Source organism: Nocardioides humi (assembly GCF_006494775.1).
GTDB classification, from domain to species: domain Bacteria; phylum Actinomycetota; class Actinomycetes; order Propionibacteriales; family Nocardioidaceae; genus Nocardioides; species Nocardioides humi.
Map to the genome: position 1 here is coordinate 442,781 of NZ_CP041146.1, position 21,548 is coordinate 464,328.

The window sequence follows — 21,548 nt, forward strand, 5'->3', positions numbered from 1 at the left end:
CGGGTTGTATTCCGAGCGACGCCAACGCCGCCAGGTGCGCGCCCGGGGTGCGGGACACACGAAGGGCTTCCGGAGATGACCACTAGTCCATCCTCGCACTCGGCCGCGGGGTCAGCGTGGGCGGCGTGCCGTGAGGAAGCGCGGCCGGCCGGCGAGGTCGCGGTGGTCGCGCACCTTCTCCCAACGGGCCCCGTCGCTGAACACCGCCGGCGCGGACTCGCCCTGGGCGTCGGCGTGCTCGACGCCGACGACACCGCCGGGGCGCAGCAGGACCAGGCCGCGCCGGGCGAGCACCCGGATCGCGTCGAGTCCGTCGTCGCCGGAGAAGAGGGCGAGATGGGGGTCGTGGTCCCGGGCCTCGACGGCCACCGACTCCCACGCCTCCAGCGGGACGTAGGGCGGGTTGCTGACCAGCACGTCGACCTGTCCGGCGAGGTCCTCGAACGCGGTGGCGAGGTCGCCGAGCCGGAGGTCGACGCCGGTGCCGGCCAGATTGCGCTCGGCCCAGGCGTGGGCGGGCGGATCCAGCTCGACGGCATGGACGTCGGCCGCGGGGACCTCGTCCTTGATCGCCTTCGCGATCGCCCCCGAGCCCGTGCACAGGTCGACCACGACCGGCGTCTCCCCTGCCGCCGTGATCGCGGCGGCGTGCTCGATCGCCCAGCCGGCCAGGAGCTCGGTCTCCGGACGCGGGACGAACACCCCCGGGCCGACGGCGACCTCGACGTGGCGGAAGGCGGCGGTGCCGGTGAGGTGCTGCAGCGGCTCGCGCGCGGCGCGGCGGGCCAGCAGGTCGTCGTACCGCTGCTGCTGGTCGTCGCCGATCTCGGGGGCGAGGAGGAGCTGACCCCGGGTGGTGCCGAGGACGTGGGCGAGCAGCTCGGCGGCGTCGTGCTCGGGGCTGGCGACGCCGGCGGCGCGGAGCCGGTCGGCGGCGTCGCGGAGCAGCTGTCGGGTCGCGCTCATCAGTCCTCGAGGGCGGCCAAGCGGGCCGCCAGGTCGGCCTCCACGCAGGAGTCGAGGACCGGCTGGAGGTCGCCGTCGAGCACCTGGTCGAGGTTGTAGGCCTTGTAGCCGGTGCGGTGGTCGGAGATCCGGTTCTCCGGGAAGTTGTAGGTGCGGATCCGCTCCGAGCGGTCGACGGTGCGGACCTGGCTGCGCCGGGCGTCGCTGGCCTCGGCGTCCGCGGCCTCCTGCGCGGCCTGGAGCAGCCGGGCGCGCAGGATGCGCAGCGCCTGCTCCTTGTTCTGCAGCTGCGACTTCTCGTTCTGGCAGCTGACCACGATGCCGGTCGGGAGGTGGGTGATCCGCACGGCCGAGTCGGTCGTGTTGACGCTCTGCCCGCCCGGGCCCGAGGAACGGAAGACGTCGATGCGCAGGTCGGCGTCGTTGATCTCGACGTCGACCTGCTCGGCCTCCGGCATGACGAGCACGCCGGCAGCGCTGGTGTGGATCCGGCCCTGCGACTCCGTGACGGGCACCCGCTGCACGCGGTGCACGCCACCCTCGAACTTGAGCAGCGCGTACGGCGTCTGCCCGGCCTCCGGGCTGCCGGTGCTCTTCACCGCCACCGTGACGGACTTGTAGCCGCCCAGGTCGGACTCGGTGGCGTCGAGGATCTCGGTCTTCCAGCCGCGGCGCTCGGCGTATCGGGTGTACATGCGCAGCAGGTCGCCGGCGAAGAGCGCGCTCTCCTCGCCGCCCTCCCCCGACTTCACCTCGAGCAGCACGTCCTTGTCATCGGCGGGGTGGCGCGGCACGAGCAGCCGGCGCAGCCGCTCGGCGGCCTCCTCGCGTTGGTCGAGGAGGGAGTCGACCTCCTCCGCGAAGGCCGGGTCGTCGGCGGCCAGCTCGCGTGCGGCGTCGGCGTCCTCGGCGTACCGCTGCCACTCCCGCCAGGTCGCGATCACCGCGTTGAGCTCGGCGTAGCGGCGGTTGAGGGTGCGCGCCAGCCGGGCGTCGGCGTGGGTCTCCGGCAGCGCGAGCCGCTTCTCCAGCTCGGCGTGCTCGGTGAGCATGCCCTCGACGGCTTCGAACACCTGGGCTCCTTCGGGTGCATGAATCCCCGGATGTCCGGGGATTCATGCGCTTGTCAGGGGTTGCAACCCCTGACAAGCGCATGAAACACCTGACAAGTCCGCGGCAAATGACGAGCGCCGGCCCACCCCACGGGGACGGACCGGCGCTCGGAGGCAGCTACTTCTTGGCAGCCTTGGCGTAGCGGGCCTCGAAGCGGGCGACGCGGCCGCCGGTGTCGAGGATCTTCTGCTTGCCGGTGTAGAACGGGTGGCACTGCGAGCAGACGTCGGCGTGGATGGTGCCGGAGGTCGCGGTGCTGCGGGTGGTGAACGACGCGCCGCAGGTGCAGGTCACCTGGGTCACGACGTACTCGGGGTGGATGTCCTTCTTCATGGTGTCCTCTCACGGGGTCCGGGTCGCCGCGCGGGTTGCGGGGCGTGAACCGGAGCCAACAGACGATTCTACGGGCGCCGGGCACGCCGCCCAAATGCCCGGCGGCGGGTGCTCAGTCGCGCTGGACGCGCAGCAGGAACTCGTAGTTGGTCCGGCTGTTGCGCAGGCGCTGCAGGAGGGCGGCGTGCGCCTCGGTGCGGTCGCCCTCGGCCAGCTCGCGGCGGAGCTTCCAGATGATCTCGAGCTCCTCCTTGCCGAGCAGCAGCTCCTCGCGGCGGGTGCCGGAGGCGACCAGGTCGATGGCGGGGAACAGCCGCTTCTCGGCGAAGTCGCTGCGCAGTCGCAGCTCGAGGTTCTCGGTGCCGCGGAGCTCCTCGAAGATCACCTCGTCGACGCGGGATCCGGAGTCGACGACCGCGGTGGCGAGGATGGTCAGCGAGCCGCCGTTCTCGATGTTGCGGGCCGCGCCGAAGAACCGCTTCGGCGGGAACAGCGCCGAGGAGTCGACGCCGCCGGACAGGATCCGGCCGCTCGCGGGGGCGGCGAGGTTGTAGGCGCGGCCGAGTCGGGTCAGGCCGTCGAGGAGTACGACGACGTCGTGGCCCAGCTCGACCAGCCGCTTGGCCCGCTCGACGGCCAGCTCGGCCACGGTGGTGTGGTCGGCGGCCGGCCGGTCGAAGGTGCTGGCGATGACCTCGCCCTTGATCGAGCGCTCGAAGTCGGTGACCTCCTCGGGCCGCTCGTCGACGAGGACGACCATGAGGTGGCACTCGGGGTTGTTGGCCGTGATCGCGTTGGCGACCGACTGCAGCAGCGTGGTCTTGCCGGCCCGCGCGGGCGAGACGATGAGGCCGCGCTGGCCCTTGCCGACGGGCGCCGCCATGTCGATGAGGCGTCCGGTCAGGTCGTCCGGGCCGGTCTCCAGGCGGAGCCGCTCGGTCGGCGACACCGGCGTGAGCTGGGTGAACTCGACCCGGTTCCGCGCCTGCTCCGGGTCGACGCCGTTGACCGAATCGATGCGGACCATCGGGTTGAACTTCTCGCGGCGCTCGCCCTCGCGGGGCTGGCGGACCTGGCCGGTGACGGCGTCGCCGCGGCGCAGACCGTACTTGCGGACCATCGAGAGCGACAGGTAGACGTCGTCGGGCCCGGCGAGGTAGCCGCCGGTGCGGACGAACGCATAGTTGTCGAGGACGTCGAGGATGCCGGCCGCGGGCACCAGGACGTCGTCCTCGCGGACCTCCGTGTCGGGCTCGCGGCTGGTCCGGTTGGCCCGGTCGCGGTCCCGGCCGCGGCGGCGCCGGTTGCGGCGGCTGCCGCCCTCGCCGCCCTCGCCGTCGGCATCGTCCGCGTCGTCGCCGTCGCGGGCGGCGTCGGGCTTCGGCTGGTCCTGCTGCCTCTGATCCTGCTGCTTCGGGCGGTCCTGCTGCTTGCCCTGGCCGTCCTGCTTGCCCTGGCGCTGGCCGCCCTTGGGCTGCTGTTGGGCCTTCGGCTCGTCGGCCTTGCGCTGGTCCTGCTGCTTCGGGTCCTGCTGCTTGCCCTGCTGCGCCTTGGGCTGTTCGGCCTTGGGCTGTTCGGCCTTGGGCTGTTCGGCCTTGGGCTGTTCGGCCTTGGGCTGTTCGGCCTTGGGCTGTTCGGCCTTCGGCTGCTCAGCCTTCGGCTGCTCAGCCTTGGGCTGCTCGGCCTTGGGCTTCTCCGCCCGAGCGGCGGGAGCGCTGCGCTGCGCCGACGACCCGGCCTGGGCGGCCTTGATCGCGTCGACGAGCGCGGCCTTCTTCATCGAGCCGGCGCCGGGGATGCCCATGCCGTTCGCCATCGCCTTGAGGTCGGCGAGCAGCATGGCGTTGAGTCCACCCGCGCGCTTCTTCGGGGCCGTCTTGGCGGGCGCGGCGGGCGCGGTGGAGTCGGGAGTCTCTGTCACGTGAGTCCTAGATATCTCGCACGTCCCGGCGCCCGATCGGAGCGGGACGGCACACTGGTCTGGTTCTGCGAAGGCCCACCCGATCGGTGCCGGGCCGGACCTGGAAGAGAGGGCGGGACGCGCCCGCCGAGGCGCCGAGAAGTGCGACGCACGGTCAATGTACCACCACGGCGCCGGTGGCGCTGATCGCCAGCGCCCGCGCGTCCCAGCCGTCGGGGCAGCGGGCGAGCAGCTCGGAGGTCGTGACCGAGCCGGGGCCGTCGGTGAGGGCGAGCACGGTCGGCCCGGCCCCGGAGATCACCGCCGGGACGCCGTCCGCGCGCAGCGCCTCGACGAGGGCGAGGCTCTCCGGCATGGCGGGGCGCCGGTACTGCTGGTGCAGCCGGTCCTCCGTCGCCCGCAGCAGCTCCTCGGGGTGGCCCGCCAGTGCGGCGACCAGGAGCGCCGCCCGGCCGGCGTTCGCCGCCGCGTCGGCATGGGGTACGTCGGCGGGCAGCAGCCCCCGCGCGGCCTCGGTCGAGACCGGGGAGCCCGGCACGAGCACCACGGCGCCGATCCGCGGGTCGACGCTGCCCGGGACCGCCCAGAAGGAGCCGTCGGCGTCCTGGCCGGAGATGACGAAGCCGCCGAGCAGCGCCGGCGCGACGTTGTCGGGATGTCCCTCGAGCTGGGCGGCGAGGTCGAGGAGCGCGGCGTCGTCGAGCAGCAGCCGGCCGCCGGCGACCAGCTCGCGGGCCAGCCAGACACCGCCGACGATCGCGGCCGAGGACGAGCCGAGCCCGCGGGCGTGCGGGATGACGTTCGTGCAGGACAGCCGCAGGCCGCTGGGCTGCTTGCCGAGGCGCTCGAAGGTCGCGCGCATCGCGCGGACGACGAGATGTCGCTCGTCGAGCGGGACCTCCCCGTCGCCGTACCCGCCGATCTCGACGAGCAGGCCGCTCGCGGCGACCTCGGCCTCCAGCTCGTCGTGCAGGTCGAGGGCGAGGCCGAGGGTGTCGAAGCCGGGACCGAGGTTGGCCGACGTCGCGGGCACCCGGACCCGGACCGGGCCCTGCACGAAGGTCACAGACCGGCTGCCTGCGCGGCGGCGTCGACGTCGGCGTCCACGACGGTGTCGGGCAGCACCAGTCCCTCGAGCGCGGTGGCGATGTCCTTGAGGCCGTGGCCGGTGACGGTGATGGCGACGGTGGCGCCCTGGTAGGACTCCCCCGCCTCCAGCTCGGCGAGCAGTCCGGCGATGCCGGCGGCGGACGCGGGCTCGACGAAGACGCCGTCGTGGGACGCGAGCGCCTTCTGAGCCGCCAGGATCTGGGCGTCGGAGACCGCGGCGAACCGGCCGCCCGACTCGTCGCGCGCCGCCTCGGCGAGCTTCCAGGAGGCGGGGTTGCCGATCCGGATCGCCGTCGCGCGGGTCTCCGGGTCGGGGAACGGCTCGCCGGTCACCAGCGGCGCGGCACCCTCGGCCTGGAAGCCGCGCATCACCGGCTTCTTCGAGGCGCGGCCGAGGCCGGCGTACTGCGTGTAGCCGAGCCAGTAGGCGGAGATGTTGCCGGCGTTGCCGACCGGCAGCAGGTGGAAGTCGGGGGCGTCGCCGAGGAAGTCGACGATCTCGAAGGCGGCGGTCTTCTGGCCCTCGAGACGGGCCGGGTTGACCGAGTTGACCAGCGCGACGGGGTACTTCCATGCCATCTCGCGGGCCATCCGCAGACAGTCGTCGAAGTTGCCGCGGACCTGGATGACCTGCGAGCCGTGGAGCACGGCCTGCGCCATCTTGCCGGCGGCGATCTTGCCCTCGGGGACCAGCACGATCGGGGTGACGCCGGCCTTCGCGGCGTACGCCGCCATCGAGGCGGACGTGTTGCCGGTGGACGCGCAGACCACGGCCTGGGCGCCCTCGTGGACGGCGACCGAGAGGGCCGTGGTCATGCCGCGGTCCTTGAACGAGCCGGTGGGATTGCAGCCCTCGACCTTGAGCCACACCTGGGCGCCGGTCAGCCCGGAGAGCCAGTCGGAGTGGACCAGCGGGGTGCCGCCCTCGCGCAGGGTGACCGCGGGGGTGTCGTCCGGGATGTCGAGGAGCTCGCGGTACTCCTCGATGACGCCCCGCCACTGATGCGCGCTCACTGCTCTTCTGCCCCTCGACGCGCATCACCGAGGTGACCTCGCGGACGATCTCCATGTCCCGCAGCTGCTCGACCGTCGCGGCGAGAGCTGCATCGGTCGCCTCGTGCGACACGACGACGAGCTGGGCGTCGTTGCCCCGGCCCTCCTGGCGGACGGTCTGGATCGAGACGCCGTGCTCGGCGAAGGCGTGCGCGACCGCGGCCAGCACGCCGGCGCGGTCGTCGACGTCGATCGCGACGTGGTAGCGGGTGCGGGTCTCCCCCATCGGCAGCACCGCCCGGTCGGCGTACGCCGACTCGCCGACGCCGCGCGTGCCCTGGCGGTGGTTGCGGGCGACCGTGACCAGGTCGCCGAGCACGGCGCTCGCGGTCGGCGAGCCGCCGGCGCCGGGGCCGTAGAACATCAGCTGGCCGGCGGCCTCGGACTCGACGAAGACCGCGTTGTAGGCCTCGCGGACGCTGGCCAGCGGGTGGGACCGCGGGATCATCGCCGGGTGGACGCGGACGCTGACCGCCTCCTCCCCCTCGGAGTCCTCGCGCAGCTCGGCGATCGCCAGCAGCTTGACGACGCTGCCCATGTCGCGCGCGGAGCGGACGTCGCCGGCGGTGACGTCGGTGATGCCCTCGCGGTGGACGTCGGCGGCGGTGACGCGCGAGTGGAACGCCAGACTGGCCAGGATCGCGGCCTTCGCGGCGGCGTCGAAGCCCTCGACGTCGGCGGTCGGGTCCGCCTCGGCGTACCCGAGCGCCTGGGCCTCCTCGAGCGCGTCGCCGAAGCCGGCGCCGGAGGTGTCCATCTTGTCGAGGATGAAGTTGGTGGTGCCGTTGACGATGCCGAGCACCCGGGTCACCTTGTCGCCGGCGAGCGACTCGCGCAGCGGACGGAGGATCGGGATGGCGCCGGCGACGGCCGCCTCGTAGTAGAGGTCGCGGCCGGCCTTCTCGGCCGCCTCGAAGAGCGTCGCGCCGTCCTCGGCGAGCAGGGCCTTGTTGGCGGTGACGACCGAGGCGCCGTGCTCGAGCGCGGAGAGGATGAGGGAGCGGGCCGGCTCGATGCCGCCGATCACCTCGATCACGACGTCGACGTCGTCGCGGGCGACGAGCGCCGCGGCGTCGGTGGTGAGCAGGTCGGCGGGGACGTCGACCTCGCGGGGCGCGTCGAGGCGTCGTACGGCGACCCCGGCGAGCTCCACCGGTGCCCCGACCCGGGCGGCGAGGTCGTCGGCCTGCTCGCCGAGCAGCCGCACCACCTGCGACCCCACGGAACCGCAGCCGAGCACGGCCACCTTGAGAGGACTGTTCACGCCGCAAGGGTATCGGCGCTCGCGCCGGCGCCGGGAACCGACGGCAGAACGCGGACAGGCTACGGCAGGGTGACGACGACCTTGCCGGTCACCCGGCCGGTCTCCAGCCGCTCCTGCGCCGCGACCACCTCGGCCAGCGGGAGCTCGGTGTCGACCAGCACGGTGAGCCGGCCGGCGTCGGCGAGGGCGGCGACCTCGGCCAGCGCCGGGCCGTCGGCGCGCACCATGATCCGCTCGACGGTCGACGCGCCCGCGGCCCGCAGCGCCTCCTCGGCGCCCTCGGGGAAGCCGGTGATGGTGACGACCGCGGTGCCCTCCCCGACCGCGCCGAGCGGTGGGACGCCCTCGTCGACGGTGGACAGCACCACGTCGACCGGTGCGAGCGCGGCCAGCGCGGCCTGGTCGCGGTAGTCGACCGTCTCGTCCGCTCCCAGCTCGGCGAGGACGGCGTGCTTGGCGGGGCTGGCCGTGGCGACGACGTACGCCCCGCGCGCCTTCGCGACCTGGACGGCGAGGTGGCCGACACCGCCCGCTCCCCCGAGGACGAGGACGCGCCTGCCGCTCGCGTCGCCGGTCAGGCCCGCCGCCTCCAGGGCGTGCCAGGCGGTCAGCACCGCGAGCGGCGCGCCGCCTCGCTGAGCCACGCTCCACGCGGCCGGCGCGGTGGCCAGATCGGCGGCCGGTACGGCGACCAGCTCGGCCAGCGTGTGCGCGGCCCGCGGGAAGCGGGCCAGGCCGTAGACCGCGTCGCCCGGCGCCGGCGTGTCCACGGCGGCGCCGACCGCGACCACCTCTCCCGCCACGTCCCAGCCCGGCAGCGGGCTGTACTCGATGGAGCCGAAGTCGACCCCGGCGGCGCGGATCTTCACGTCGACCGGGTTGAGCCCGACGGCCCCGACCCGGATCAGCACCTCGTCGGCGCCGGGCACGGGCTCGGCCGCCTCCACCAGCTCGGTGACCTCGGCCGCCGCTCCGGCACCGGTGTAGCGCACTGCGCGCATGACCCTCTCCTCTTCCTTGTGCTCTTCGTCGCGTCTCGTCTCGGACCCGGTCCTCCCGGGCCGCCTCCAGCCTCCCGGCCGTGGCGCCCGCGCAACAGTGGCCAGATGGACGACATGTGTCATGATCTGGCCATGACGCTCGTGTCGCCGCCGCCCCACCGGATCGGCGTGATCGCGCTGCCCGGCGTGTACCCGTACGAGCTCGGCATCGCGTCGCGCTTCTTCGGCGCCGCGCAGGTCGACGGCCGCCCGGCGTACGACGTGGTGACCTGCAGTCTCGACGGCCGGCCCGTGCCGACCGCCGCCGACTTCGCGGTCGCGGTGACCGCCGACCGGTCCGTCCTCGACGAGGTCGACACCGTCGTCGTACCGCCCTGGCAGACGTCCACGACCACCGGCGACCCGGTCGGGCTCGCGGACCTCGGCGCCGCGCGGGTGGTGTCGTACTGCACCGGCGCCTTCACGGTCGCCGCCTCCGGCCTGCTGGACGGCCGGGCCGCGACGACCCACTGGTGCGCGGCCGACGAGTTCCGTGCGGCCTTCCCGCGGGTGGACTTCCGGCCCGACGAGCTCTTCGTCGACGAGGGCGACGTGCTGACCGCGGCCGGGGCCTCGGCGGCGATCGACCTGACCCTGCACATCATCGCCCGCGACCTCGGCGCTGCCGTCGCGGCGGACGTCTCCCGGCTCACCCTGGCACCGCCCCACCGCGGCGGCGGGCAGTCGCAGTTCGTGCCGCGTCCGGCGCTGGCCGACGAGGCGGGCGCGATGGCCGAGGTGCGCGCCTGGCTGCTCGGCCGGCTGGACCGTCCGGTGAGCCTCGACGAGGTGGCGCGCGCCTTCGGCCTCAGCGTGCGGACGCTGACCCGGCGGTTCCGCGCCGAGACCGGCGTGACCCTCGGCAGCTGGCTGATCCAGGCCCGCGTGGCGCGGGCCAAGGAGCTGCTGGAGACGACCGACGCGGGGATCGACCTGGTGGCCGAGGAGTCCGGGTTCGGTACGGCGGCCGCGCTGCGCAAGCACTTCCGCGACCGGGTGGGGCTCTCCCCGCAGCAGTATCGGGCCCGCTTCTCGCTGCGGGCCTCCGCGTAGGTCACCTAGGTCGGTCAGGCCCGCAGCCGGGCCGCCGGCACCAGCGCCAGCACGGCGACCGCCGCCGCCGCGAGCACCAGCCAGGTGGCCGCAGTCGCCGGCGCGGAGTCGGCGAAGGCCGCGAACAGCACGCCGCCGAGGGCGACGCCGACGCTGTTGGCGAGGTAGTCGTTGAGCTGCAGCGCGGACGACGTGCGCCCCTCCTCCCCCTGCGCGGCGGTGGCGAGCGCGAGCACCGACAGCGTCGAGAAGGCCATCCCGATGCCGAGGCCGGCGACGCCCCACGCGGCGACGGCGACCGCGAGGGGCACGCCGGGGAGGGAGCCCGTCGCGAATCCGGCGATCCCGGTCGCGAGCAGCACGGCGCCGGTCCGGACCCGTCCGGGCTGGTCGGCGAGCAGCCGCCACCGCGCGGCCAGCACCGCGCCGGCCGACCAGGTCACCGCTCCGGTCGTGAGCACCCAGCCGGCCCCGGCGAGGGTGAGGTCGCGACGCAGGACCAGGAGCAGCGGGACGTAGACCTCGGCCGCCGCCATCGCGGTGCCGATCGCCGCGCGGGAGCCGAGCACCGCGGGCAGGCCGGCCCGGAGCGACCAGGAGCCCGGCGGGAGGACCCGGCGGCCGCCGGCCACCGCGGCCAGCACGCCGACCGCGACCAGCACCGGCCACCAGCCGACGACCTGCTGCCCGCCGACGCTGACCGCGAGCACGCCCGCTGCCACGGCGAGGGCCCAGCCCATCCGGCCGCGGTTCCTGCCGTCGGCGCCGTCCGCGCCGCGCCGCGAGGGCGCATCGGCGACCAGCAGCCACGCCGCGAAGGCGACCGCCGGCACGCCGAGGAAGACCCAGCGCCAGCCGACCCGCTCGGCGACCTGCGCGGCGAGCACCGGGCCGACCAGGGCGGGCAGCACCCAGGCGGTCGTCAGCACGGCGAAGACCCGCGGGCGCATCGCCTCGGGGTAGGCCTGCGCGATCACGACGTAGAGGGCGACGCCGAGCACCCCGCCGCCGTACCCGTGCACGAGGCGGCCGAGCACGAACACCGGCATGCTCGGGGCGAGGCCCGCGATCACGACGCCGGCGCAGAAGACGACGAGGCCGAGACGCAGCGCAGGCCCCGGGCCGAGCCGGTCGACCTGCGGACCGCTGGCGGCGAGGGCGACCACGCCGGCGGCGAGCGGGGCGGCGAAGGCGACGGCGTACCAGCGCAGGCCGTCGAGCTCGGCGGCCACCTCCGGCATCACGGTCGCGACGGCCAGTGCCTCGAAGGCGAAGAGGAAGGCGAGCGCGAAGACGCCGACCGTGGTCCGGGCGTGCCGGCCCCGCCACGGCGAGGTCGTCGTGGCGTCGGCGAGCGCCGTCACCGGGCGGGCCGGTCGACCAGCAGGACGACCTTGCCGACGGACACCCCGTCCTCGAGCGCCCGGTGCGCCGCGGCGGCGTCGGCGAGCCGGAAGACGGAGCCGACGTACGGGAGCCGGGAGCCGTCGGCCGCCGCGTCGAGGGCGGACCGCTCGAACTCGGCGAGCCGGCTCATGATCGGCGGCCCGAGCACGTCGACGACCGGGCGCTCGGGGTCGTCGTAGGCGTTCTGGACGCCGGAGGCCCAGCCGTAGCGGACCAGCCGGCCGCCCGACACCAGCCGGTCGTACAGCGCCTGGCCGACCTCTCCCCCGACGCCGTCGAGGACGACGGTGAGGGCGCCGACCCGGTCCGCCCAGTCGGGGGTACGACGGTCCAGCGCCGGGTCCGCGCCGTGCTCGGCGGCCAGGGCGACCTTGTCGGGGCCGCCGGCGACGCCGATCGCCGCCGCGCCCGCGTTGCGGACGCCCTGGAGGAGCAGGACGCCGAGCCCGCCGGCCGCGGAGGTCACCGCCACGACGTCGTCGGCGCCGATGCCGGCGAACTCGAGGATCGCCGCCGCGGTGCGGCCGGTGCCGATCGTGGCCACCGCGGTCGGGGTGTCGAGGTGGTCGGGCAGCGGGTAGGCCCGGGTGGCGTCGACGACCGCCTGGTCGGCGTACCCGCCGCCGGCGAAGCCGAGGTGCGCGACCACCCGCCGTCCCCGCCACGACTCGTCGACGCCCGTGCCGACCCGGTCGACGACGCCGGCGACCTCACGGCCGGGGATCACGGGCAGCTCCGGCGGCTCGCCGAGGCCGAACGCCTCCCCGGACCGGATCGAGGTGTCGAGCAGGTGGACCCCGGCGGCCTCGACCGCGATCCGGAGCTGGCCGGGCGCGGGGTCGAGGTCGGGGAGCTGCTCGAGGTGGAGGACGTCGGCGGGCCCGAAGGCGTGGTGTCGGATCGCGTGCATGACGACATTCGACAACCTGAACTATGGTTGAGGTCAATGACCGACATCAACCGCGTGCTGCGCAGTCACGACCTCACCCCCGGCGACGTCGCCCACCGCTCCGGCGTGGCTGTGTCCGCCCTCCACTACTACGAGCGGGAGGGCCTGATCACCAGCGTCCGGACCGCCGGCAACCAGCGCCGCTACCACCGCGACGTGCTGCGCCGGGTCGCGTTCATCCGCGTCTCGCAGGGCGTCGGCGTCTCGCTCTCAGAGATCCGCGACGCCCTCGCCACGCTCCCCGAGGGCCGTACGCCGACCAAGGCGGACTGGACCCGTCTCTCCCGCACCTGGCGCCGCAGCCTCGAGGAGCGGATCGACCGGCTGGAGCGGCTGCGCGACACGCTCGACGACTGCATCGGCTGCGGCTGCCTGTCCCTGCGGTCGTGTGCGCTGGCGAATCCCGGCGACGTGCTGCAGGAGTACGGCGACGGGCCGGTCCGGCTCGTCGGGCGCTCCCGGTAGCGGGCTTGCGGTCAGCGTCGCAGGCCGAGCGTGGCGACCAGGTCCTCGTGCAGCTCGAACCACACCCGGTGGCACGACGGACGGTCGGTCGCGGTGATCCATCGCGGATCGCCGGCCGCGGCGTCCAGCGCCGCCGCGAACCGCCGGTGGTAGCCGCCGAACCGGTCGAGGTGCCGGACGAGCGCGGCCTCCATGCCGGCCAGGAAGGCGGCCGCGCTCCGCAGCTCGGCCAGGATCTCGTCGAGATCGGCCGGCGCGGAGGCGATGCCCAGCTCGGCGAGCTGCCAGGCGGTGCAGGCCGCGGCGACCCGGTCGTTCCAGGCCAGGAACGCGGCGTGGGCCGCGGTCACCGCGGACCCCGCACCCGCCGCGTCCAGCTCCTCGGCGAGCAGCGCCTCGCCGCGGCGGCGGCCCTCCTCGGTCAGCGACCACCCGCCGTCGCCGCCGAAGGACGACCAGGCGACCCAGCCCCGCGCCTGCAGGTCCAGCAGGTGCTCCTCGGCCTCGTCGGCCGGCAGCTGCGCGCGTCCCGCGACGGACGGCGCGTCGGCGTACCCCAGGGTGCGGACCGCATGGAGCACGCGCAGGAACGGCGCCGTCACCGGGGCCCTCGCTTCGCGCGACGGACGGTGCCGTGCGTTCCGTCGACGTGCACCTGCTCGCCATCGGCGACAGCCGCGAGCACGTCGGTCGCGCCGGTGACCGCGGGGATGCCGAGCTCGCGCGCCACGATCGCCGCGTGCGCGAGCAGGCCACCGTGCTCGGTGACCACGGCCGCCGCCCGGGCGAGCAGCGGCAGCCAGGCGGGCGACGTCGAGCGGCAGACCAGGACCTCGTCCGCGCGGAAGTCGGCGTGGGCGTCGAGGTCGGCCACCACGCGCGCCGTCCCCTCGACGGTGCCAGGACTCGCCGGGACGCCCGTGGCCAGCAGGTCCCCGTCGGTGGCAGCGGCGACGACAGGTGACCGGGGCACCAGGGCGGTGACGGGCCGGCTCTGCAGCAGCCAGAGCCGGTCGCAGGCCAGTGCCCACTCGACGTCCTGAGGACCGCCCGCGAGGTCGCCGACGCGCTGGACGGCGTCCACGACCCGTCGTACCTGGTCGAGGGCGAGCAGCGCCGGTCCGTCGCTCTCGCGGGCGGTGCCGGCCGCGGTGCGCCGCCACCGCTCGGGCGTCACGGCGCCGTCGACCAGGCGGTCGCCACGGCCGGCCACGGCCTCCAGCACGATCTCCTCGGCGCCGGACACCGGGTCACAGCCGAAGGCGACGCCGGCGACCTCCGGCTCCACCAGCCGCTGGACGATGACCGGCACGACGCCGGTGGTCGACACGCCCAGCGCGGCGGCGTACACGCGCGCCGGTGCCGTCGCGGCCGAGCCCGCCACCCTGCGCACCGCCGCGACCACCTCCGCCACGCACCGCGGGCCGAGCTCGGTGCGGAACAGTCCGGCGTACGACGCGGTCGCGCCGTCCTCGTCCGGCGAGGAGGAGCGCACGGCGAACGGCCCCGGACCGAGCGCCGGCAGCCGTCGCTCGAGGTCGTCCTCCCAGCCGGGCGTCCCGGCGTCGGGCAGCACGATCCCGTCGGGGACGGCGAAGCCCCACTCGACGAGTGCGCGCAGGCCGCGCGCCTTGGCGCCGCAGCGGTCGTCGGCGTCCGCCAGCGGGAGCCACACGGCTCAGCGCCCGCCGTCGAGGCGGTCGAGCACGCGGCTCATCCGCTGCTGCGCGGCCTGCCCGGACCCGAGGCCGAGCGCGGCCGCGAGCTGCTGGAAGGTCAGCCCGGCGGCGCGGGCGGCGAAGAGGAGCGCCGCCTCCGTCTGGTCGAGCTCGGCCCGCGCCGCGTCGAGGAGCCCGAGCCCCGCGACGAGGAGCGCGGGGTCGGCCTCGGCGTCGGCGGCCCGCCACGCGGCGTACCGGACGAGGTCGACGTCGGACGACGGCGCGGCGCCCTGCCAGGGCCGTGGGTCGAGCCGGTCGGCGCCCGCCTCGCGCAGGACGGAGCGCCGGGCGTCGAGGTCGGCGGCGTGCAGCTGGTTCATCGACCCAGCCCAGCGTATCAACGGATCGTTGTCAACAATCCGTTGATTTCTGGAGCCTAGCCGAGGTCGGTGGCGAGCAGGTCGTCGACGGTCTCCCGCCGGACGACCACCCGTGCCGCGCCGTCCTTGACCGCGACGACGGGCGGGCGGAGGGCGTGGTTGTAGTTGGAGGCCATCGAGCGGCCGTAGGCGCCGGTGGCCGGGACCGCGACCAGGTCGCCGGGGGCGATGTCGCCGGGGAGGAACTCGTCCTTGACCACGATGTCGCCGGACTCGCAGTGCTTGCCGACGACCCGAGCGAGCACCGGCGCCGCCGCCGACGCGCGGGAGGCCAGCGTGCACGAGTAGTCGGCGTCGTACAGGGCCGTGCGGAGGTTGTCGCTCATGCCGCCGTCGACCGAGACATAGGTGCGGGTGGCGCCGCCGTCGAGAGCGACCTCCTTGACGGTGCCGACGGTGTAGACCGTGCACATGGCCGGGCCGACGATGGCGCGACCGGGCTCGATCGACAGATGCGGTACGTCGACGCCGAGCGCCGCGCACTCCCCCGTCACGATCCGGGTGATCTCCTCGGCCAGGGTCGCGGGAGCGGCCGGGTCGTCCTGGGTGGTGTAGGCGATGCCGAAGCCGCCGCCGAGGTCGAGCTCGGGCAGGACCGCGCCCCGCTCGGTGGCGATCCGGGCGTGCAGGGCGAGCACCCGGCGGGCGGCGACCTCCCAGCCCGAGGTGTCGAAGATCTGCGAGCCGATGTGGCTGTGCAGGCCGCGCAGCTCGAGGCTGGTCTCGGCGAGGACCCGCGAGGCGGCCTCGAAGGCGTCGCCCGAGGAGATCGAGAAGCCGAACTTCTGGTCCTCGTGCGCGGTCGCGATGAACTCGTGGGTGTGGGCCTCGACCCCGGCGGTGACCCGGACCATGACCGCCTGGGTCACGCCGAGCTGGCGGGCGACGTCGGCGACCCGCTCGATCTCGTGGAACGAGTCCACGATGATCCGGCCGACCCCGGCGTCGACGGCCCGCCGCAGCTCCATCGCGGTCTTGTTGTTGCCGTGGTACCCGATCCGCGCGGGGTCGGTCCCGGCCCGCAGCGCGACGGTCAGCTCGCCGTCGCTGCACACGTCGAGGCAGAGCCCCTCCTCGGCCACCCACCGGGCGACCGCCGTACAGAGGAAGGCCTTGCCCGCGTAGTAGACGTCCCAGTGCACGTCTTCTCGGCGAGCGAAGCCGTCACGGAACGCCCGGGCCCGCGCGCGGAAGTCGTCCTCGTCGAGGAGGTACGCCGGCGTGTTGACGTTCGCGACCAGGTCCGGGACCGCCAGCCCGCCGACGTGCAGCACGCCGTCGTCGTCCTTGCGGGCCGACGACGACCACAGCGCCGGCACGAGGGCGTTGACGTCCGCGGGCTCACGCAGCCAGACGGGCGAGGTGCCGGCGTAGTCGCCGGGTGGGACGCGTCCCATCACATCCGCTCCGGCGCGGAGACCCCGAGCAGGTCGAGGCCGTTGGCGATCACCGTCTGCGTCGCGACGACGAGCACCAGGCGCGCCAGGTTGGCCGCGCCGACCGGCTCGTCGCCCTGCGGCAGCATCCGGCACTCCTTGGTGTCGTACCACTTGTTGAAGACCGAGGCGGTGTCCTCGAGGTAGCGGGCGATCCGGTGCGGCTCGCGCAGCTCGGCGGCGCTGGCGACGACGCGCGGGTACTCCGCGAGCGCCCGGAGCAGCTCCCCGTCGCGCTCGTGGGCGAGCAGGCCCGGGTCGAACCCGGTCTCGAGGTCGGGGAGGACCATGCCGAGATCGGTCGCGTTGCGGATCATCGCGCAGGTGCGGGCGTGGGCGTACTGGACGTAGTAGACCGGGTTGTCGTTGGACGCCTTGGTGATCTCGGCGACGTCGAGGGTCAGCGGCGAGTCGGCCGGGTAGCGCGCCAGGGAGTAGCGCAGCGCGTCGACGCCGATCTCCTCCGCGAGCTCGTTGAGCGTGACGATCGTGCCCGCCCGCTTCGACAGCTTGAGCTCCTGGCCGTCGCGCAGGATCTTCACGAGCTGGCCGATCATCACGTCGAGGGTCCGGTCCGGGTCGTCGCCGACGCACGCCGCCATGGCGCGCAACCGGCCGACGTACCCGTGGTGGTCGGCGCCGAGGAGGTAGATGCAGTGCTCGAAGCCCCGGGCCCGCTTGTCGAGGTAGTAGGCGGTGTCGGAGGCGAAGTAGGTCAGCTCGCCGTCGGACTTGATGAGCACGCGGTCCTTGTCGTCGCCGAAGTCGGTGGTGCGCATCCACAGCGCGCCGTCCTGCTCGTAGACGTGGCCGAGCTCCTTGAGCCTGGCGAGGGTCTCGGGCACCGAGCCCGACTCGTGCAGCGACAGCTCGGAGAACCACACGTCGAAGTGGGTGTGGAAGCTCTCGAGCTGGTCCTGCTGCTCCTCGAGCTGCAGCTCGTAGCCCTTGGCCCGTACGGCGGCGCGCCGCTCCTCTCCCTCGAGCTGGAAGATGCCGGGGCTGGCCGCCTCGACGGCCTTCGCGAGGTCGTCGATGTACGCGCCGGCGTACCCGTCCTCGGGCTTGGGCTCCCCGAGCGCCGCGGCGATGATCGAGTCGGCGAAGTGGTTCATCTGCACGCCGCGGTCGTTGATGTAGAACTCCCGCGTCACGTCGGCGCCCGCCGCCGCCAGCACCCGCCCGATCGCGTCGCCGAGCACCGCCCACCGGGTGTGGCCGAGGTGCAGCGGGCCGGTCGGGTTGGCGGAGATGAACTCCACGTCGATCTTCTGGCCCCCAGGGTCTCGGTGCGGCCGTACGCCTTGCCCGCCGCCACGATCTCCGCGGCGACCTTGCCCTGGGCGCCCGCCTCGACACTGATGTTGAGGAAGCCCGGGCCGGCCACCTCGACGTCGGAGATCCCGTCGGCATCCTTCAGCCGGGCCGCCAGCAGCTCGCCGAGCGCCCGAGGGTTGGTGCCCGCCTTCTTCGCCAGCTGCAGCGCGACATTGGTCGCGTAGTCGCCATGCCCCTTCTGCCGCGGTCGCTCCACCGTCACCTCGCTCGGCACGCCGTCGGGCAGGGCGATCTCGCCCTGGTCGACGAGCGTCGCAAGGGCGTCGACGATCGTGGTGGAGAGCTGCGCTGGAGTCACCCGCCCAGGGTATCGGCGGGTGCCGGTTTCCTTCGCGGGAGTATCCCCCGGTAGTGTTCGGCATCGCGCCTCCCGGGGCGCAGGCCTCCGTAGCTCAGGGGATAGAGCACTGGTTTCCGGTACCAGGTGTCGCAGGTTCGAATCCTGCCGGAGGCGCCCATCCGCGCAAGGAGCGGAACGGCCCATGGCATCGGCGATCAGGTCCGCGGCCCTGCCGGAGGGAACGACCGCAGCCACCCTCGACGCGATCGCCGGCGCACGCCTCCCCGGCGCTCGCACTCGGCCTGACCCTGGGGATCCTCGGCGCCCTCGTCGCGGCCAGCGATGAGGCCCGCTGGCACTGGTGGCTGGCACCCCTCGCGGGACTGCTCGTGTTCGGAGGCATCGGCGTGTGGCAGGCGCGCACGCGCGAGGACGACCGCGAGGACGACGAGGTGCGCCTGGGCGAAGCGGCGCTCGCCGCGCTGGTCCGCAGGATCCGGGCGGAGACACCCCATAGCGGCGCAGCTACGGCTCAGCCGCAGGCGACCGCGATCTCGAACTTCTTGGTGATCATCCCGGTCGGGTTCTTGGTGTCGATGCCCACGGCCTCACCGGTGATCCGGTACCGGTCGCCGTCCACCTCGACCGCGGCCGATCCGACGCTGACCCCTCCGGTCGAGGCGACCGACAGGACGACACTGTCGACGACGACGGAGAGCGACTCGACGGACGGCCGGTCCTCGTCGGTCATCACGACGCCGAGCGCCTCCTGCCCGTCGATGGCGGCACTCGACACGATGATCTTCCCGTTCTGCTTGGCACAGCTGACGGCCTTGAGGTCGATGCCGCCGAGGGCCTTCCCGTCGATCTTGACCTCGGTCTTCCCTCCGATGCTGACGGTCCCGCCGTCGTCGGAGCCGTCGTCGGAGCCGTCGTCGGAGCCGTCGGCGCCCTCGTCAGAGCCGTCCTCGCCCTCGGGCGACGCCTCGCCGACCGGAGCGTCCTCGCTCACGTCGGCACTGGTGCCGGAGCTCGACGGCGACTCGTCGTCCGTACAGGCAGCGAGGGCGCCCGTCAGGGCGAGCATCGCCGCCGTCACGCTCAGCGTCCGCTTGATCCTCATCAGGATGGTCCTTCTCATCTCGAGCCGGCTCATGGCTCCGGCTCAGGCTCGGGGGCAGGCTCTGGCTCGGCGAGCTCCGCGGGCGTCCCCTGCGGGCCGGTCCCGGGCGCGTCCAGGGTCGGCCAGCGGTTCGCCGCAGGGTCGGGCAACGGCGCCGGCGGCGCGGGCGGTGCCGCCGCGGCACGCGGACCGCGCTGGACGGCCTGCCAGGCCATCGACTCGATCGCGGCCCACGGGGCATCGGCGGGGAGGGCCTCGCGCGCCTCGTCGATCGCCCACATCGGCAGTTGCTGCGTGGCCTGCTGGGGGTACGGCGGCATCGCGGGGTGCGGGCTGGGCGGAAGCACCACCGTCGTCGATGCCGCCGCCGCTGCCGATCCGTGGCCGCCGATCGGCACCGTCGGCGCGGCCGCCCAGAGAATGAGGTGGACCGGAAGCCACAGCCCACACGTGAGCACGTCGAGGATGATGTGGATTCCGTGGTTGAAGACCTTCAATGTCCCTCCTGGGCGTCGCGGCCGCCGACGCAGCCGGAGAAACCATACAAGTATGGGTCTCCGCGCGTGGCCGTTTCGCGCGGACACCTCGGCGGCGACGCCACGCGCCCCGTCACTACGATGTCCGGGTGCCCGAGCACGACAGCAGCGACAGCGGCGGCCCGACCGGCCGGACCACCGGCACCGTCGTCACCATCCACACCGACGGCGCCTGCCTGGGCAACCCGGGACCGGGCGGGTGGGGCGCGGTGCTGCGCTACGGCGAGCACACCCTCGAGCTGTACGGCGGCGAGCCGGCCACGACCAACAACCGGATGGAGCTGATGGCGGCCATCCGAGCGCTCGAGACGCTGACCCGGCACTCAGCCGTGGACCTGCACACCGACAGCAGCTACGTGCGCAACGGGATCATGTCGTGGGTCGCGAAGTGGAAGGCCAACGGCTGGCGCACGGCCGCCAAGGCGGCGGTCAAGAACGACGACCTGTGGCGCCGGCTCGACGTGGCCGCGGCGGCGCACGACGTCACCTGGCACTGGGTCAAGGGCCACGCCGGCGACCCGGGCAACGAGCGCGCCGACGCGCTCGCCGGACAGGGCGCCCGCGAGGCCCGCGACGGCGCTCCCGCGACCTGACCCCTCAGCAATTCTCGATCGACGCGTCCTTGCGGGCGTCGTCGCCGTACCTCTTGGCGGCGGCGGTGTCGGGGAGCACGACGCTGGCGGCGCCGACACTGCCGATCCGGCCGGGCAGGACGCAGGTGGTGACCTTGCCGGGGTCGACCTGCGCGATGGCCTGGGCGATCCGGAACAGCTCCTTCGGGGAGACGCCCTGGGTGCGGAGGTACTTGAGGACGGAGAGGATCTGCTTCTCGATCCAGCCGGGCTGGTCGGCCTTCTTGGCGATCTTCTGCTGGATCCCGCGCAGCACGAGCTGCTGGTTGGCGGAGCGGTCGAAGTCGCCGCGCGGCAGCGCCTTGCGGACGCGGGCGAACTCGACGGCCTTCATCCCGTTGACGCGGATCTTGCCGGCGGGCCAGCCCTCGGGGTGGAGGTGCTGGTCGGCGAACGCCCGCGGGTTGTCGACGGTGATGCCGCCGATGCCGCTGATCAGGTTGGCCAGGGCGCTGAACGGGGCGAGCATGACGTAGTCGGGCTGGACGCCGAGCAGGTTGCCGACGGTCTCGCCGAGGAGCTGCGGCCCGCCGTAGTAGAGGGCGGCGTTGACCCGGTTGGAGCCCACGCCGGGGATCGGCACCCAGCTGTCACGCGGGATGCCGATGGCGGTGGCGGCGCCGGTGCGGGTGTCCATGCCGACCATCTGGAGGGCGTCACCACGGGTGCGCAGCGGGTCCTCGCCGGGACGGGCGTCGGAGCCGACGGCCAGGATCCAGATCACGTCGGAGCCAGCGTCGACGCCGGTGGCGCGGTCGACCTTCACCAGCGTGATCCGAGTGGGCGCCGGGGCACCGTCGGGCACCAGCAGCGCGGTCAGGCCGAGCACCATGCCCAGCACCAGCGTCCGGAGCATCGTGCGCATCTCAGGCACCTTCCTCGCCGCGGCTGATGTCGAAGCCGAACACCCGCCAGCCGTCCTTCGTGGGGGTCAGCAGCAGCCGGCCGGTGACCTGGTCGGTCCGGGCGACGCCGCCGGCCAGCTCGACAGTGAGTACGACGTGCGCGGTCGCGCCGGCCGGCTTGCCCTTGACCCCCAGCACGTCGACGGTGACCGAGCGCGACGTGACCTCGGCCTCCTCGACCTGGCCGCCGACCTCGGCGTTGCTCATCACCGCGGGCTGGCCGAGCGCGAGCTCGCGGGCGTCCTCGGTGAACGACGCGAAGGCGTCGTCGAAGCCGGCGCGGGGGTAGTCGCCGCCGTACCCGCCGTCGATCCAGCCGTCGACGACCGCGGTCACGTCGGCGAGCACCTCCGCGGCCGCCGCGTCGTCGAGCTTCCCACGCACCTTGCCGAGTGTGGCGTCGGTCTCGACGGCGTGCTCACCGGCGGTGCCACCGGTCCCGCCAGGGCCTCCGTCGGCGCCGTCACCGTCGCCGGAGCAGCCGGTGAGAGCGAGTCCCACGACCGCCACGAGAGTGGCCGCG

The 21,548-nt window shown here is 74.1% G+C and carries 22 protein-coding genes, 1 tRNA gene and 1 pseudogene; 4 read left to right on the forward strand and 20 right to left on the reverse strand.

From position 1 onward, the window contains the following. Positions 1-111: 111 nt before the first annotated feature. The 8 genes and pseudogenes from prmC to FIV44_RS02190 all read right to left on the reverse strand — a co-directional run bounded on the left by prmC (position 112) and on the right by FIV44_RS02190 (position 8,761). A complete protein-coding gene (gene prmC / locus FIV44_RS02155) occupies positions 112-966 on the reverse strand; it encodes a peptide chain release factor N(5)-glutamine methyltransferase (RefSeq protein WP_181410935.1) in 855 nt (284 codons plus the stop codon). Then, positions 966-2,039 (reverse strand): peptide chain release factor 1, encoded by a 1,074-nt coding sequence (gene prfA, locus FIV44_RS02160; protein WP_141003057.1) that lies wholly within the window; start codon positions 2,037-2,039, stop codon positions 966-968. Before prfA ends, prmC begins: the two co-directional genes overlap by 1 nt. Positions 2,040-2,196: 157 nt before the next feature. Then, a complete protein-coding gene (gene rpmE, locus FIV44_RS02165) occupies positions 2,197-2,412 on the reverse strand; it encodes a 50S ribosomal protein L31 (RefSeq protein WP_141003058.1) in 216 nt (71 codons plus the stop codon). Between the two features lie 112 nt (positions 2,413-2,524). Beyond that, positions 2,525-4,333: a transcription termination factor Rho gene (gene rho / locus FIV44_RS02170; protein WP_181410936.1), complete on the reverse strand. Its 1,809-nt coding sequence runs from the start codon at positions 4,331-4,333 to the stop codon at positions 2,525-2,527. A gap of 154 nt (positions 4,334-4,487) precedes the next feature. Then, complete coding sequence (thrB, locus tag FIV44_RS02175; RefSeq protein WP_141007695.1) at positions 4,488-5,399, reverse strand: homoserine kinase; 912 nt, start codon at positions 5,397-5,399, stop codon at positions 4,488-4,490. Continuing rightward, a complete protein-coding gene (thrC, locus tag FIV44_RS02180) occupies positions 5,396-6,457 on the reverse strand; it encodes a threonine synthase (protein WP_141003059.1) in 1,062 nt (353 codons plus the stop codon). Before thrC ends, thrB begins: the two co-directional genes overlap by 4 nt. Before the next feature lie 10 nt (positions 6,458-6,467). After that, a pseudogene (locus FIV44_RS02185) lies at positions 6,468-7,760 on the reverse strand (homoserine dehydrogenase); the annotation flags it as partial. Between the two features lie 59 nt (positions 7,761-7,819). Beyond that, positions 7,820-8,761 carry an NADP-dependent oxidoreductase gene (locus tag FIV44_RS02190; protein WP_181410937.1) on the reverse strand — a complete coding sequence of 314 codons (942 nt, stop codon included), beginning with the start codon at positions 8,759-8,761 and terminating at the stop codon, positions 7,820-7,822. 132 nt (positions 8,762-8,893) lie between these two features. Between FIV44_RS02190 and FIV44_RS02195 the strand changes: the two genes are divergently transcribed. Beyond that, the gene (locus FIV44_RS02195; protein ID WP_141003061.1) at positions 8,894-9,853 is read left to right on the forward strand and encodes a GlxA family transcriptional regulator; all 960 of its coding nucleotides are present in this window, start codon (positions 8,894-8,896) and stop codon (positions 9,851-9,853) included. Between the two features lie 14 nt (positions 9,854-9,867). Here FIV44_RS02195 and FIV44_RS02200 read toward each other — a convergent pair whose 3' ends face one another. Together FIV44_RS02200 and FIV44_RS02205 are read right to left on the reverse strand one after the other, a co-directional pair. Continuing rightward, a complete protein-coding gene (locus tag FIV44_RS02200; RefSeq protein WP_141003062.1) occupies positions 9,868-11,217 on the reverse strand; it encodes an MFS transporter in 1,350 nt (449 codons plus the stop codon). Continuing rightward, entirely contained in the window at positions 11,214-12,170 is a 957-nt protein-coding gene (locus FIV44_RS02205; RefSeq protein WP_141003063.1) for an alcohol dehydrogenase catalytic domain-containing protein, read from the reverse strand. Before FIV44_RS02205 ends, FIV44_RS02200 begins: the two co-directional genes overlap by 4 nt. A 36-nt stretch (positions 12,171-12,206) precedes the next feature. Between FIV44_RS02205 and soxR the strand changes: the two genes are divergently transcribed. Then, positions 12,207-12,674, forward strand: coding sequence for a redox-sensitive transcriptional activator SoxR (soxR, locus tag FIV44_RS02210; protein WP_141003064.1), 468 nt, complete (start codon positions 12,207-12,209; stop codon positions 12,672-12,674). Positions 12,675-12,685: 11 nt separating this feature from the next. Here the strand turns inward: soxR and FIV44_RS02215 are convergent, their stop codons facing one another. Genes FIV44_RS02215 through FIV44_RS33010 form a run of 6 tightly spaced genes read right to left on the reverse strand, consistent with a single transcriptional unit; the run spans position 12,686 to position 17,847 of the window. Next, positions 12,686-13,276, reverse strand: coding sequence for a hypothetical protein (locus FIV44_RS02215; RefSeq protein WP_141003065.1), 591 nt, complete (start codon positions 13,274-13,276; stop codon positions 12,686-12,688). Beyond that, positions 13,273-14,349, reverse strand: coding sequence for a PEP/pyruvate-binding domain-containing protein (locus FIV44_RS02220; protein WP_141003066.1), 1,077 nt, complete (start codon positions 14,347-14,349; stop codon positions 13,273-13,275). The genes FIV44_RS02215 and FIV44_RS02220 overlap by 4 nt, the downstream gene beginning before the upstream one ends. 3 nt (positions 14,350-14,352) lie before the next feature. Beyond that, complete coding sequence (locus tag FIV44_RS02225; protein ID WP_141003067.1) at positions 14,353-14,715, reverse strand: hypothetical protein; 363 nt, start codon at positions 14,713-14,715, stop codon at positions 14,353-14,355. Positions 14,716-14,771: 56 nt separating this feature from the next. After that, a complete protein-coding gene (gene lysA / locus FIV44_RS02230) occupies positions 14,772-16,172 on the reverse strand; it encodes a diaminopimelate decarboxylase (RefSeq protein ID WP_141003068.1) in 1,401 nt (466 codons plus the stop codon). Continuing rightward, positions 16,172-17,473 (reverse strand): arginine--tRNA ligase, encoded by a 1,302-nt coding sequence (argS, locus tag FIV44_RS02235; RefSeq protein ID WP_281285796.1) that lies wholly within the window; start codon positions 17,471-17,473, stop codon positions 16,172-16,174. The genes lysA and argS overlap by 1 nt, the downstream gene beginning before the upstream one ends. Continuing rightward, positions 17,362-17,847, reverse strand: coding sequence for a hypothetical protein (locus FIV44_RS33010; protein WP_281285797.1), 486 nt, complete (start codon positions 17,845-17,847; stop codon positions 17,362-17,364). The genes argS and FIV44_RS33010 overlap by 112 nt, the downstream gene beginning before the upstream one ends. 83 nt (positions 17,848-17,930) lie before the next feature. On the opposite strand from FIV44_RS33010, the gene FIV44_RS02240 reads away from it, so the two are divergent. Continuing rightward, a tRNA-Arg gene (locus tag FIV44_RS02240) sits at positions 17,931-18,003 on the forward strand. A 358-nt stretch (positions 18,004-18,361) separates the two neighbouring features. On the opposite strand, the gene FIV44_RS02245 is transcribed toward FIV44_RS02240, so the two are convergent. Together FIV44_RS02245 and FIV44_RS02250 are read right to left on the reverse strand one after the other, a co-directional pair. Continuing rightward, complete coding sequence (locus FIV44_RS02245; protein ID WP_219996251.1) at positions 18,362-18,952, reverse strand: lipoprotein LpqH; 591 nt, start codon at positions 18,950-18,952, stop codon at positions 18,362-18,364. A gap of 29 nt (positions 18,953-18,981) precedes the next feature. After that, positions 18,982-19,449: a hypothetical protein gene (locus FIV44_RS02250; RefSeq protein WP_141003069.1), complete on the reverse strand. Its 468-nt coding sequence runs from the start codon at positions 19,447-19,449 to the stop codon at positions 18,982-18,984. Positions 19,450-19,577: 128 nt separating this feature from the next. Between FIV44_RS02250 and rnhA the strand changes: the two genes are divergently transcribed. Then, complete coding sequence (gene rnhA, locus FIV44_RS02255) at positions 19,578-20,081, forward strand: ribonuclease HI (RefSeq protein ID WP_246086771.1); 504 nt, start codon at positions 19,578-19,580, stop codon at positions 20,079-20,081. 4 nt (positions 20,082-20,085) lie between these two features. Here the strand turns inward: rnhA and FIV44_RS02260 are convergent, their stop codons facing one another. Further along, entirely contained in the window at positions 20,086-20,985 is a 900-nt protein-coding gene (locus FIV44_RS02260) for an LCP family protein (protein ID WP_141003071.1), read from the reverse strand. A 1-nt stretch (position 20,986) separates the two neighbouring features. Further along, positions 20,987-21,526, reverse strand: coding sequence for a hypothetical protein (locus tag FIV44_RS02265; protein ID WP_141003072.1), 540 nt, complete (start codon positions 21,524-21,526; stop codon positions 20,987-20,989). Positions 21,527-21,548 lie beyond the last annotated feature (22 nt).

What these genes read in the sequence shown, in the direction of transcription:
- FIV44_RS02245 (WP_219996251.1), bottom strand. Translation starts at nt 18,952, where the DNA reads ATGAGGATCAAGCGGACGCTGAGCGTGACGGCGGCGATGCTCGCCCTG.
- FIV44_RS02260 (WP_141003071.1), bottom strand. Translation starts at nt 20,985, where the DNA reads ATGCGCACGATGCTCCGGACGCTGGTGCTGGGCATGGTGCTCGGCCTG.
- FIV44_RS02190 (WP_181410937.1), bottom strand. Translation starts at nt 8,761, where the DNA reads ATGCGCGCAGTGCGCTACACCGGTGCCGGAGCGGCGGCCGAGGTCACC.
- lysA (WP_141003068.1), bottom strand. Translation starts at nt 16,172, where the DNA reads ATGGGACGCGTCCCACCCGGCGACTACGCCGGCACCTCGCCCGTCTGG.
- soxR (WP_141003064.1), top strand. Translation starts at nt 12,207, where the DNA reads ATGACCGACATCAACCGCGTGCTGCGCAGTCACGACCTCACCCCCGGC.
- FIV44_RS02225 (WP_141003067.1), bottom strand. Translation starts at nt 14,715, where the DNA reads ATGAACCAGCTGCACGCCGCCGACCTCGACGCCCGGCGCTCCGTCCTG.
- prmC (WP_181410935.1), bottom strand. Translation starts at nt 966, where the DNA reads ATGAGCGCGACCCGACAGCTGCTCCGCGACGCCGCCGACCGGCTCCGC.
- FIV44_RS02205 (WP_141003063.1), bottom strand. Translation starts at nt 12,170, where the DNA reads ATGCACGCGATCCGACACCACGCCTTCGGGCCCGCCGACGTCCTCCAC.
- FIV44_RS02195 (WP_141003061.1), top strand. Translation starts at nt 8,894, where the DNA reads ATGACGCTCGTGTCGCCGCCGCCCCACCGGATCGGCGTGATCGCGCTG.
- rpmE (WP_141003058.1), bottom strand. Translation starts at nt 2,412, where the DNA reads ATGAAGAAGGACATCCACCCCGAGTACGTCGTGACCCAGGTGACCTGC.